This is a genomic window from Arthrobacter sp. alpha11c, from assembly GCF_054149985.1.
Window position 1 is genome coordinate 1,997,000 of the sequence record NZ_CP196747.1, and the last position, 12,545, is coordinate 2,009,544.

Genomic DNA, 12,545 nt, shown 5'->3' on the forward strand with positions numbered 1-12,545 from the left:
TTCTCCTTGTGCAGCAGCCGCGTAGGCTCAGCGTGCTTGCTTTGCAAAAATTCCTTCTTCGCCGAAGCGGTGGGCAAGTTTGTTGGCGCCGTAGATCAGCAGGGCACTGACCACACCCTTCGCCAGGCCCGCTGCGGCACCTGAACTCCAGCCCCCACCCACCACACCCGTGTAGTAGGTAAAGGTGTCCAACACTTCCGCTGCCCCTGCACCCACGGCGTCGCGTTGGAGGATGAACTGCTCAAAACCGACGGAAAGTATGTCGCCGATGCGCAGGATCAAGAGGAGCACGATCACCGGCCTTAGCCCAGGCAAGGTGATGTGCCACATCCTGCGCCAACGTCCCGCACCGTCAGCAGCCGCTGCCTCATACAAAGAGGCATCAATGCTTGCCAGGGCGGCGAGGAAGATGATCATTGCCCAGCCGGCGTCCTTCCAGATCATCTGGACAACCACCATGATGGGGAACGTCTCCGGATTGGTCATGAACGGAATCGGATCCATGCCCATATCGCGAAGCAGGTTGTTGACGAAGCCCGCACCGCCCAACATCTGCTGGAAGAAAGCGATCACCAGGACCCAGGACAAGAAGTGCGGCAGGTAGGCGATGCTCTGGAAAATCCTGCGGACCCGCGTGCTGATCAGGGAGTCCACAATCAGTGCAAGCACCAGCGGCACCGGGAAAAGGAAAACCAGCTGCCATGCCGCAAGGTAGAGCGTGTTCCAGAACGCGTGGATGAAGTCGGGGTTGCCGAACAGGTCCACGAAGTTCTGCCAGCCAACAAAGAGGCTGTCCCCGATGCCGAGGTAGGGCTGGTAATCCTGGAACGCGATGGCGTTGCCCAGGATCGGGATGTAGAAGAAGAGCAGCAGGAAAGCGACACCCGGGAGCATCATCAGGAGCATCTGCTTATCGCGCCTCAGCCTCGAACGGAAGCTTTGCTGGGGTGCCCTGTCGCGCTTACGCCTCCCCATGCCGGATTTTCCGGCCGATGGCTCAGGGACGCGGCGCGCTTCCGGCAAAGCCGGAGCTTGTTGCGTCGTCGAGTTCATGCTGTCTCCTCAGTGCAGGGGCAAGGGTTCTCAAATGTTGATTGAAGAGTGTGATTCAAAACACGCTCGTTAACCGTTTAACAAACCATAAACGACGACCTTCCCCTTTGCAAGATCATGATTGAAACTGACGATAGAAATCAGTTTTGATCATTATTGGCGGTGTGGCCCACCCCACTAAGATTGATGGAGAACCGCAGAGGGAAGGTTGACATGGCAGATTGCTGCAGCCCGGGCGCCGGCGCCCGGGAACACACCACATCCGGACTGACGCTCCCACTACGCGCGGCGGGCGGACACCGGAACCCGACGGCCGGCGTCGTACGTTCCAGCATCGACGCCGTGACGGCGGTTAATGGCGACATCGACATCCCGTCCGGGACCTTCGCCATGGGCGATCCTTTTGGCGAAGGCTACGACGGCGACGGCGAGACGCCAGTCCACGAAGTATCCGTTTCCGGACTCACCATCAGCGCCACCACCGTCACCAACACCGAGTTCGCGGCATTCGTGGATGCCACAGGGCACCGCACGGAATCTGAAGAGTTCGGGACGTCAGCGGTGTTCCATCTTGCAGTCAAGGCCGAGCCGCACGACATCCTGAACAGGGTAAACAACGTCCCTTGGTGGCTCAATGTGCGGGGCGCAGACTGGGCCCACCCGGCCGGACCCCTCTCCCACTGGACGGACATCCCGGACCATCCAGTGACGCACGTGTCCTTCAACGACGCCCTGGCCTACTGCGCGTGGGCGGGGCGCCGTCTGCCCACCGAAGCGGAATGGGAGTATGCAGCCCGCGGTGGAGCGGCCGGGCAGCGCTATCCATGGGGCAACGAACTTCACAATGACAGCGCCGAAGGCAGCGCCCGGCACAACTGCAACATCTGGCAGGGCGAGTTTCCGGTGCGTAACGACGTCGAGGACGGCTACCTCACCACAGCGCCGGCCAGGTCCTTCGCCCCCAACGGCTACGGGCTGTACCAAACCAGCGGCAACGTGTGGGAGTGGTGCAACGATTGGTTCCTGCCCAAGTACTACAAGACGTGCCTGTCCGCCGGAACCGTAGAAGACCCACAAGGCCCAACGATTGGGCGCGGGAGGGTCATGCGCGGCGGCTCATACCTTTGCCATGACTCCTACTGCAACCGTTACCGGCTGGCCGCGCGGAGTTCCAACACGCCTGACTCGGCCAGCGCCAACCTCGGATTCAGGACCGTAGCGCTCTAAGGTTCTCGGGTCAGCGGTTCCCGGGTCAGCCAAGGATCCCCGTCAGTTAATGATTTCGCCGCGCTCGTCAGCAAGAATTGCCGCCAGGCGTTCCTTCCATGCTCGCAGCGCCTCGGGCTCCAGCCGCGTCCAATCGGTGACTTCGCCCAGGACCCTGAGCGGGGCTGTGCTGCGGTATGACCGGGTGGGGTTGCCGGGGAATTTCTTGTCGGTCACGTTGGGATCGTCCTCGAATGGCCCGGTCGGCTCGACGGCATAAACGCGCGGAGCGCCGTCGCCGGCCGCGAGTTCGGCAGCCAGTCCTGCGCCATCCCGCAGAGCAGTGAAGTAGATGTGGTTCATCACGACCTCGGGCCGGTAGTTCGACCTGAAGCCGGCGCTCAGGAGATCACCTTCCCGAAGGTTGGCCTTTGTGCCATGAAAGAACGGACCCTCGTCCAACGGTTGATTCACAGCTACACCCTAATCGCAGAACGTCGCAGACCAGCGCAACTGCGAAATCCTCAATCACAGCTGATTTTGGCCTTTGACCAACGCCGCCTCCGGCCATGTAGGCACTGGAGGCGGTGCGCCTTTCACGGTCATAGTCCCTTGTGTCCGTGCCCCCTGGGACCATGCCCCTTGAGGACAGCCGGAAGCTCACCAGCCACAATGCGCTGTGCCGTCACGGTGTCACCGTCCTTGGTCCCTGCTATCCGTACGGTGTCGCCCGCCTTAAGATCCGCCGCGGTAGCCGAAGGCAGCGTGGGCTTGCCCTTGCCATTGCGCAGTTCTGAGAGGTCAGTGGGCATGCGTGAGATGCGGGTCCCGGAGTTGATCGCATAGCTCTGCGTGAAGCCATCCTCGCTCTTGACGGTGATGGCAGAATCGCTCACGGACTCGATCTTGCCGGCCTGCGTGACCACAGTGCGGAAGGTACCGTCCTGCTCTTTCACAACGTGCTCGCCATGGATCCCATGGGCTCGCCCCTCAGGGCGCTTGGCGCCATCAGGTGCGGAGGGACTTGGTGAGGCAGTAGCGCTCGACGGCGATGGGCTGGGTTGGGTGCCTGCCCACACTGCGGCTGCCCCGCCGCCGGTCAGGGCGACGGCGATGCCGCTGGCGATAAGGGCCTTTCGAAGGCCCGGTGTAATGGTGGCCATGCATCCATTCTGCGCCCCTTACACAAAAAAGTAGCTCGCAGTTGTGGTTGTTCTGAGCTCTCAAAACAACCACAACTGCGAGCTACTTGGGCAACTGGCTGCCGGATTTAGCCCTGTACGCCGAGCTTTTCCAGGATGAGTTCGCGAACGCGGTTGGCATCAGCCTGGCCACGTGTTGCCTTCATGACACCGCCCACAATCGCGCCAACAGCCTGGACCTTGCCGCCACGGATCTTCTCCGCGACGTCAGGCTGTGCCGCAAGGGCGGCGTCGATGGCTTCCAGCAGCGGACCGTCGTCGGAAACCACCGCAAGGCCGCGCTTTTCAACGATCTCGGCCGGTGTACCTTCGCCGGCAAGAACGCCGTCCAGGACCTGGGTGGCCATCTTGTTGTTGATCTTGCCGTCCTCGACCAGCTTGTTCAGCTCGACGATGACCTGCGGTGTGACACCCAGAGCGGAAGGATCGACGTCGGCAACCTTGGCGCGGCCAACGATCTCACCCATCCACCATTTCCGGGCAACATCTGCGCTGGCACCGGCTGCGATGGTTTCTTCGATGGAGTCCATGACGCCGGCGTTGACCACATCGCGGAACTCCAGATCCGAGTAGCCCCAGGCTTCCTTGAGCCGCTTGCGACGCTCGGCCGGCGGCTCCGGAAGGGTGGCGCGAAGCTCCTCCACCCACTCACGGGAGGCGACGACGGGAACCAGGTCCGGCTCCGGGAAGTAGCGGTAATCGTCGGCGTCGGACTTGGCGCGGCCCGACGTCGTCGAACGCGTATCCTCGTGCCAATGGCGCGTCTCCTGGATCACCGGCTGGCCGGAGTCCAAGACAGCGGCGTGGCGCTGGATCTCGTAACGAACGGCGTGCTCGACGGCGCGCAGCGAGTTAACGTTCTTCGTCTCCGAGCGGATGCCGAAGCGTTCCTGGCCGTGCGGGCGCAGGGAAACGTTGGCGTCGCAACGGACGTTGCCGCGTTCCATCTTGGCATCCGAAACACCAAGGTTCTTCACGATTTCGCGGACTGCGGCAACGTAGGCCTTGGCCAGCTCCGGGGCACGGCTTCCGGCACCCTGGATCGGCTTGGTGACGATTTCCACCAACGGAACACCCGAACGGTTGTAGTCCACCAGCGAGTAGTCGGCGCCCTGGATACGGCCCGCGGAACCACCCATGTGGGTGAGCTTTCCGGCGTCCTCTTCCATGTGGGCACGCTCGATCTCGACACGGAAAACCGTGCCGTCCTCAAGCTCGATGTCGAGGTAACCGTCGTACGCGATCGGCTCGTCATACTGCGAGGTCTGGAAGTTTTTCGGGGTGTCCGGGTAGAAGTAGTTCTTCCGGGCGAAACGGCAGTACTCGGCGATCTTGCAGTTCAGGGCAAGGCCGATCTTGATGGAGGACTCCACAGCCGTCTTGTTCACCACCGGGAGGACGCCGGGCATGCCGAGATCCACCTCGTTGACGTTGGTGTTCGGCTCATCGCCGAAGACGTTCGGCGCGGAGGAGAACATCTTGGTCTTGGTGTTGAGCTCCACGTGGACCTCGAAACCCAGAACAGGATCGTACTTCTCCATGGCCTCTTCGAAGCTCAGGGTTGCGTCGACGGACATTAGTTTGAACCTCCGGCGGAGTTGGATGCGGCACCGAGAGCGGGTGTCTTCAATTCAGGGGCCTGGGCAAGAAGCGGGCCGCCCCACTTTTCTTCCAGGATGGATTCAAGCACAGCACCTACGCGGTACAGGCGGGCATCCTGACGGGCAGGGGCCAGCAGCTGCACGCCAACGGGCAAGCCGTCCTCGTCAGCCAGGCCACCGGGCAGCGACAAGCCCGGGATACCAGCCATATTGGCGGGGATGGTGGCGACGTCGTTCAGGTACATGGCCAGAGGATCGTTGGCCTTCTCCCCCAGTTTGAACGCTGTGGTGGGAGCCGTAGGCGAAATGAGGACATCCGCCTTCGAGAACGCGGCGTCGAAGTCGCGCTGAATGAGCGTGCGGACCTTCTGCGCCGAACCGTAGTAGGCGTCGTAATAGCCAGCGCTCAGGGCGTAGGTGCCCAGGATGATGCGGCGTTTGACCTCATCACCAAAGCCGGCGGCGCGGGTTGCACCCATGACGCGCTCGATCGTCATTGGGCCGTCCTTGGGCAGGGCCCGCAAGCCATACCGAACGCCGTCGAACTTGGCCAGGTTGCTGGACGCCTCGGACGGCATGATCAGGTAGTAAGCGCCCAGGGCGTACTTCAGGTTGGGGCAGGAAACCTCAACGATTTCAGCGCCGGCATCCTTCAGCAGCTGAAGGGACTCGTTGAAGCGGTTCTCAACGCCGGCCTGATAGCCCTCGCCGTGCAGCTCCTTGATGATGCCGATCTTCATTCCAGCAACATTGCCAACGCGGGCAGCAGCGGCCAGGTTGTCGAACGGATCGGTCAGGGACGTGGAATCGAACGGATCATGGCCGCCGATGACTTCCTGCAACAGAGCCGCGTCCAGCACCGTGCGGGACACCGGGCCAATCTGGTCCAAGGAGGATGCCATGGCAATCGCTCCGTAGCGGGAGACTGCACCGTACGTCGGCTTGACGCCGACGGTTCCGGTGACAGCACCGGGCTGGCGGATCGATCCACCGGTGTCTGTGCCAAGCGCCAGCGGCGCTTCAAAAGCAGCGACGGCGGCAGCCGAGCCACCGCCTGAACCGCCAGGAATGCGGTCCAGGTCCCAAGGGTTGCGGGTGGGCCCGTACGCCGAATGCTCCGTGGAGGAACCCATGGCGAACTCGTCAAGGTTGGTCTTGCCGAGGATGGGCATCTTGGCCGCGCGCAGCTTCTTCACCACGGTGGCGTCATAGGGGCTGTGCCAGCCCTCAAGGATCTTCGAACCAGCCGTCGTCGGCTGGCCAATCGTCACGATCAAGTCCTTCACAGCGATCGGCACACCAGCCAGGGCATGAAGTTCCCCGGCAGCGGCGCCACCAGCGGCACGCGCAGCGTCAACCTCGGCCGCAACAGCCAGGGCTTCCTCCGTATTAACGTGCAGGAACGCGTTGATCTGGCCGTCCACGTCAGCAATACGGTCAAGGTGCGCCTGCGTCACTTCAACAGCGGAAACCTCGCGGGCAGCAAGCTTCGCAGCAAGATCGGCAGCGGAGTGGCGAATGAGTTCGTTCTTCAGCTCAGTCATGGTAATTAGTCCTCATCCAGGATTGCCGGGACCTTGAAACGGTTCTCGTAAGCATCCGGAGCGCCGGACAACGCCTGCTCAGCCGTAAACGTGTGGCCCACGACGTCCTCACGGAACACGTTGGTCAACGGAATCGGGTGGGACGTGGCCGGGACATCCTCCCCGGCGGCTTCGCTGACGGACTTCACCGAATCCACGATGACGGCAAGCTCAACCGCCATCCTGTCCAGCTCTTCGGCACTCATTTCAATGTGAGCCAGACGCGCAAGATGCGCGACGTCGTCACGGTTGATCGCAGCCATGGATCTCCCCTGCAAAGTTCAAATGGTTTTCCGAACCAGTCTACTTGGCTGTGCGGGACGATACCGACGACGAATGGATGAGCAGCAGGTGACGTCCGCGCCTTTCGGCGGCCCGCGCGACGCTCCCTCGGCTGCTCGCTCGTTCCTCGCTTAGACGCAGCCTACGGGAGGTCCCGCCAACCGCCGATGTGCCTCCCTCCCCTAACGCCGAACCCACCCAGCGCCGAGTCACCCCCAACAACAAAGCGAGACAGCAAAGCGGACCATTCGCGCTTTGCTGTCTCGTTTGTTTATTGGGTTGGGGGCGGGCTTCGCTTAGCCGATGCCGATTGCTCCGGTCAGGACTCCGACCGCAAGCATGACGATCGAGATGACTGCCGTGCGCCAGAGGACCTTCTTGTGGTGGTCGCCCAGATCGACCTTGGCAAGGGAGACCAGCAGGAGAATCGCGGGAACCAGGGGGCTCTGGAGGTGGAACGGCTGGCCGGTGATGGAAGCGCGGGCCATGTCCGCTGCACCGACGCCGTAGTGGGCGGCGGTTTCGCTGAGGACTGGAAGTACACCGAAGTAGAAGGCGTCGTTGCTCATGAAGAAGGTCATGGGGATGCTCAGCACGCCGGTGATGACTGCCATGAACGGACCCATGTCCGCGGGGATGATCTGGACCAGCCACTCGGACATTGCCTTGACCATGCCGGTGCCGTTGAGGACACCGGTGAGGACGGCAGCGGCCATAACCATGCTGACGACGGCGACGATCGACGGTGCGTGGGCGATCAGCTGGGCACCCTGGTCCTTGACCTTGGGGAAGTTGACCAGCAGTGCGATGGCGGAGCCCACCATGAAGACGAACGGGAGCGGGACGATGTTCGCTACCAGGGTGACCATGACGGCGACCGTGAGCCCAAGGTTGAACCAGAACAGTTTGGGGCGCAGCGTGGTGCGGTTGGGATCCAGTGCGGTGTCAGCCATGGCGGTGTCGTGATCGTCCACCAGCTCTTCAGTACGTTCAAGAACTGCGACGCCGGCGCCTCCGCCGGTTACCGGCTTGGGTGCGGTGCGGCCAAAGCCGAAGCGACCCTTGCTGAAGCCCGAACCACCAGTACCAGCACCCGTGGCGGCCGAACCGCCGCGGCCAGTGCCGCCGTCGAACGCGTCAGCAGGATTGGCGACGTCGCCCCAGATTTCGGGGGCGGTGGTGCGGAGGCGGTTACGTTCCTGCAGACCAAGCAGCCAGGAGAAGACGAGCACGACGATAAGGCCAACGATGAGGGACGGGACCATGGGGACGAAGACGTCGTTGACGTCCAGCTTCAGTGCGGTAGCGGCGCGGGCTGTGGGTCCGCCCCACGGCAGGATGTTCATGGTGCCGTTGGCGAGGCCCGCCACACAGGTAAGGACAACGGGGCTCATCTTCAGGCGCAGGTAGACCGGCAGCATAGCGGCGGTGGTGAGGATGAAGGTGGTTGAGCCGTCACCGTCCAGGGAGACTGCCGCGGCGAGGATAGCTGTGCCCAGGACTACCTTGGCGGGATCGTTGCCGAGCTTGCGCAGAATGAACTTCACCAGGGGGTCGAACAGCCCGACGTCGATCATCAGGCCGAAGTAGATGATGGCGAACATGAGGAGCGCGGCCGTGGAGGTCATGGACTTCATCGAGTCCATGACCATGGGACCTATGCCCAAGCCGGCCCCAGCGAAGAGGCCGAAGATGGTGGGGACGATGATCAGCGCCAAGACGGGCGTCAACTTTTTGGTCATGATCAGGACCATGAATACCGCAATCATTGCGAATCCAAGCAAAACCAGCACGGCCGGCTCCTTACTACTGTGAATGGCACCACTTCGGTGTGATGCGCACTACAGACGTTATAGTGGCGCCCGTCACGGGCTGGGGTTTCCGGGAATTGTTGGGAATACTGATCATTGCGAGCGTTTTGCGCATTGTGCTCAGTGCTTCAATGGAGCTGGAGGAAAGGAGTAACGGTGCCGCGCTTTACCAGGGTCAGTATGCGTTTCTCCACCCAAACACTCCTCCTCCAACTGGGGGTAGTTCTGCTTGTAGTGCTCCTGAGCGGCGCCGTCCACGCGTGGCTGGTCTACGAACGGATCGGCGACGAAGCCGAAAACCAGGCACTCACCCTCGCCCGCACAGTTGCGGCGGATCCCGATATCAGGGAAGACGTCGAGGCCATCAGCAAGGAAGAAGGAACGCCGCCGCCCAGCATTCTTGCCGCCGGACCCTTGCAAGCAGCAGCAGAAGCGGCCCGGATCCGCACTGGGGCCCTCTTCGTGGTCATCACGGACGAAACCGGACTCCGATTGGCCCACCCGGAAATTGCGCGGCTCGGTGAACGCGTGAGCACAGATCCCTCTGTGGCCTTGGCCGGCCAGGAGATCACCACCCGCAACACCGGCACGTTGGGTCCATCGGCGGGCGCCAAGGTGCCGGTGTACGCACCATCATCCGACGGCGCAGCAACCGCTGGAACCGCTGGAACCATCGTGGGCGAAGTGAGCGTGGGCTACTCCATGGAGTCCCTCAGCAAGAGCCTGGCACAGGACATTGTGCCCATTGCCCTGACCGCGGGCGGTGCACTCCTGGCGGGCGTCCTCGCTTCGTTCCTGCTGCGGCGCCGCCTGCAACGCCTCACGCTGGGCTTGGAACCAGAGGAGATCAGCACCCTCGTCCACGACCAAGTGGCAGTGCTCCAAGGCGTGGACGAGGGCGTGATCGGCATCGCCGCGGACGGACGCATCTCCGTGTTCAACGCAGCTGCCGCCAGGCTCCTGGACCTGCCGGACGCCACCGGTCAGGACTGGGCCACAGCCAACGTTCCCGGGCAACTCAAGCAGCTCACCCAACCGGCAGCCCGTGACGCCGAAGCCGTGGAACTGGTAGCGGGAGGACGAGTCCTGGTGGCCAGCGCCCGAAAAGCCTGGCACCGCAAGGAAGACCTCGGCTGGGTAGTCATGCTCCGCGACCGCACCGAACTGCAGCAACTGACCCGACAGTTGGACGCGGTGGGAACCATGTCTACCGCCCTGCGCGCCCAGCGCCACGAATTCGCCAACCAGCTCCACACCATTGCCGGCTTCATGAGCATCGGCCAACACGAGCAAGCCAAGGAGTACCTGGCCCGGATCTCCGCCACAGGGCCGCTGAAGTTTCCTGTAGAGCAGGCGGAACTCCTTCAGGACACATACTTGCAGGCTTTTGTCGGCGCCAAGAGTGTAGAGGCTTCCGAACGAGGAGTGGCACTGCGGATCGGGCCGGAAACGCTGGTCCGGGGACACGTCGCCGATCCGCAGGACGTCACGACAGTGCTCGGCAACCTGATCGACAACGCCGTGAGTGCCGCCGTCGCCGGTTCCGCTTCGGAGCGCTGGGTAGAACTTGAGTTACTTGACGATGCCGGCCAGGACAGCGGAACCCTGCATATCGTCGTCGGCGATTCCGGAGACGGTTTGGGTGGCCTGGAACCCGAGGAAGTCTTCGCTGAAGGATTCACGACGTCGGAACAACCGGTACGCTCAGGGGCCGGACAAGGCTTGGGCTTGGCTTTGGTGCGGCAATTGGCCCGGCGCAGGGGCGGGGACGTCCGCGTCCTGGAGACCGGCAGGAAAGGCGGCCCCGGAGCTGTCTTCATGGCGACAATACCTGGCGTGATGGGGCAAGCGGCCGACGGCGGCGCTGAAGCCCAAACCGGCACGGCACCTGGCACGGAAGCCGGTACGACAATGCGGGAGGACAGCAGTGGCTGAGGATTTGAGGGTGCTCATCGTGGACGATGATTTCCACGTTGCCAGACTGCATGCAGCCTACGTGGACTCGGTGGCCGGATTCATGGCGCTCGCTCCGGCAGGTTCGGTGTCCCAGGCTCTGCAGGCGATCCACAGCCTGCGTCCTGATTTGGTATTGCTGGACGTCTACTTGCCAGATGGTTCAGGGCTCGATTTGCTGGGCCAGTTGGACATCGATGCGATCATGCTGACGGCGGCCTCTGATGCCCCGTCCATCAGGGTTGCGATTCGGCGCGGCGCCCTGGGGTACTTGTTGAAACCCTTCACCGCGGAATCCTTGTCCCAGCAGCTGAGGTCCTATGCACGGTATCGCCGGATCCTTGGGCAGCAAACGGGTGTAGACCAGACCACCATTGAGCGTGCCAAGAGGGCACTGATCCCAGGTGACGTGACGCCCACGCAAAAACCACGCTCGGCAACCGAAGCCGCGGTCCTGGAATCGCTGCTTCCCGGCGAACAGTACTCAGCCGCCGAGGTCGCAGACCGGGTGGGCGTTTCCCGGGCGACCGCGCAGAGGTACCTGTCCTCGCTTGCCGACGACGGCGCCGTCGAAATCCAATTACGCTACGGAAGCACGGGCCGCCCGGAACACCGCTACGGCATTCCGGGCTAGCCCACGTAGTTCGCAATTGGGTGAGCTACGCGGACTTCTGCGCGACGAGCTCGATCTCCACCAGCATCTTTGAGTCCAGGAATGGCAGCACGTGCACCAAGGCCAGGGTGGGACGGATCTCGCCGAAAACCTCACCGTGGGCGCGTCCTGCGTCTTCCCACTTGCTGATGTCCGTCAGGTACAGCTTGGACTGAACGACGTCCTCGTAGGAGAACCCGGCTTCTTCCAGGACCGCTCCAAGCTTCTCAAGGATGTATTTGGTCTGCGAGTAGAAGTCATCGCCGACAATGCCATCAGGCCCACTGGCCGCCGTGGCAGAAATGAAGAGTGTGTTGTCCACCTGGACCGCGCGGGAGTATCCCAGGGTCTGTTCCCAGACGGAACCCGTGCCATATGTCTTGCGCATGCCGCGCCTTTCCTGATCGCTGTGCCCGTCCCGGTTGTACAAACCTGGCGGGGTTTACGAAAGGAAACTTTATGACCGTGGGAGGTCCAGCCTGTAAACGAACAGCTTTATGTCGGTGCCGGGGACGAACCAGTCGCGGTGGGGAGCGCGGGCAAAACCGGTCCGGGCGTAGAGGGCATTGGCACTCTCCCACGTGGCTCCCGTAGTGAGGGAGACAGCACCGATGCCGTCCATCGCTTTGGCTTGCTCGACGACGGCCTGCACCAAAGCCCGTCCGGCGCCGGAACGCTGCACCGCGGGATCTACTACAAGGGTGCGCAGTTCCAGTTCGTCGTCCAGGCCGATGTCCGAGAAACCGCCACCCGCTGGTGCTGCCGTGACGGAACCGATCACCTGGCCGTTCCGTTCAGCAACGAAGATCTCGGCGTGCTGCGAGCGAGCTGCCACGTCCTGGAGTTGCTGCAGGTACGGGTGGTCCGCGCTGCCGTAGTACCCCGCGGTGACGTATGAATCCTGCGTGATGCGGGCAACGTCGTCGTAGTCTTCGGGCAGGGCTGGGCGGACAGTAATCGACGAATGCACTTATCAATGGTAGTGGCGCGGTCACCGCACCAAACGCCAAACAGCCCTTTCCGTGACCGAACTATCAGTCCGCCGCTGAATTCCCGACGGCGGATTTGTTGCGTCATGTTGATGAGGCCGGGTATCGCCGGGCTGCTTTTCTGTTGCCTTCTGTGGCGCTTGATTGAGTCCTATGGCGTGCTGTGAAGCCCGGTTTCCCGGTGTTGCGGGCACGTGTCGAAGAGCTGGCGAA

The 12,545-nt window shown here is 62.5% G+C and carries 12 protein-coding genes; 3 read left to right on the forward strand and 9 right to left on the reverse strand.

From position 1 onward, the window contains the following. Window positions 1-27 precede the first annotated feature (27 nt). The gene (locus tag ACTAQJ_RS09220) at window positions 28-1,053 is read right to left on the reverse strand and encodes an ABC transporter permease (protein ID WP_498701769.1); all 1,026 of its coding nucleotides are present in this window, start codon (window positions 1,051-1,053) and stop codon (window positions 28-30) included. A gap of 213 nt (window positions 1,054-1,266) precedes the next feature. On the opposite strand from ACTAQJ_RS09220, the gene ACTAQJ_RS09225 reads away from it, so the two are divergent. Beyond that, window positions 1,267-2,280 carry a formylglycine-generating enzyme family protein gene (locus tag ACTAQJ_RS09225; protein ID WP_498701770.1) on the forward strand — a complete coding sequence of 338 codons (1,014 nt, stop codon included), beginning with the start codon at window positions 1,267-1,269 and terminating at the stop codon, window positions 2,278-2,280. A gap of 42 nt (window positions 2,281-2,322) precedes the next feature. Here the strand turns inward: ACTAQJ_RS09225 and arr are convergent, their stop codons facing one another. The 6 genes from arr to ACTAQJ_RS09255 form a co-directional block, all read right to left on the reverse strand. Further along, a complete protein-coding gene (gene arr, locus ACTAQJ_RS09230; protein ID WP_442006319.1) occupies window positions 2,323-2,733 on the reverse strand; it encodes an NAD(+)--rifampin ADP-ribosyltransferase in 411 nt (136 codons plus the stop codon). Window positions 2,734-2,861: 128 nt separating this feature from the next. Further along, complete coding sequence (locus ACTAQJ_RS09235; RefSeq protein ID WP_498701772.1) at window positions 2,862-3,422, reverse strand: DUF5666 domain-containing protein; 561 nt, start codon at window positions 3,420-3,422, stop codon at window positions 2,862-2,864. Window positions 3,423-3,529: 107 nt separating this feature from the next. Next, entirely contained in the window at window positions 3,530-5,038 is a 1,509-nt protein-coding gene (gene gatB, locus ACTAQJ_RS09240; protein ID WP_498701773.1) for an Asp-tRNA(Asn)/Glu-tRNA(Gln) amidotransferase subunit GatB, read from the reverse strand. Next, window positions 5,038-6,606, reverse strand: coding sequence for an Asp-tRNA(Asn)/Glu-tRNA(Gln) amidotransferase subunit GatA (gene gatA, locus ACTAQJ_RS09245; protein WP_477513710.1), 1,569 nt, complete (start codon window positions 6,604-6,606; stop codon window positions 5,038-5,040). Before gatA ends, gatB begins: the two co-directional genes overlap by 1 nt. A 5-nt stretch (window positions 6,607-6,611) precedes the next feature. Next, window positions 6,612-6,908 carry an Asp-tRNA(Asn)/Glu-tRNA(Gln) amidotransferase subunit GatC gene (gene gatC / locus ACTAQJ_RS09250; RefSeq protein WP_017199363.1) on the reverse strand — a complete coding sequence of 99 codons (297 nt, stop codon included), beginning with the start codon at window positions 6,906-6,908 and terminating at the stop codon, window positions 6,612-6,614. A gap of 315 nt (window positions 6,909-7,223) precedes the next feature. Next, window positions 7,224-8,720 (reverse strand): CitMHS family transporter, encoded by a 1,497-nt coding sequence (locus tag ACTAQJ_RS09255; RefSeq protein ID WP_498701774.1) that lies wholly within the window; start codon window positions 8,718-8,720, stop codon window positions 7,224-7,226. Between the two features lie 198 nt (window positions 8,721-8,918). On the opposite strand from ACTAQJ_RS09255, the gene ACTAQJ_RS09260 reads away from it, so the two are divergent. Beyond that, a complete protein-coding gene (locus ACTAQJ_RS09260; protein WP_498702168.1) occupies window positions 8,919-10,673 on the forward strand; it encodes a sensor histidine kinase in 1,755 nt (584 codons plus the stop codon). Next, the gene (locus ACTAQJ_RS09265; RefSeq protein ID WP_431119273.1) at window positions 10,666-11,325 is read left to right on the forward strand and encodes a response regulator; all 660 of its coding nucleotides are present in this window, start codon (window positions 10,666-10,668) and stop codon (window positions 11,323-11,325) included. The genes ACTAQJ_RS09260 and ACTAQJ_RS09265 overlap by 8 nt, the downstream gene beginning before the upstream one ends. A 25-nt stretch (window positions 11,326-11,350) precedes the next feature. Here ACTAQJ_RS09265 and ACTAQJ_RS09270 read toward each other — a convergent pair whose 3' ends face one another. Both ACTAQJ_RS09270 and ACTAQJ_RS09275 read right to left on the reverse strand, forming a co-directional pair. Beyond that, window positions 11,351-11,731: a RidA family protein gene (locus ACTAQJ_RS09270; RefSeq protein ID WP_223948469.1), complete on the reverse strand. Its 381-nt coding sequence runs from the start codon at window positions 11,729-11,731 to the stop codon at window positions 11,351-11,353. Window positions 11,732-11,800: 69 nt separating this feature from the next. Then, window positions 11,801-12,313, reverse strand: a complete 513-nt coding sequence (locus ACTAQJ_RS09275) for a GNAT family N-acetyltransferase (protein ID WP_498701775.1) — start codon at window positions 12,311-12,313, stop codon at window positions 11,801-11,803. Window positions 12,314-12,545: the final 232 nt, after the last annotated feature.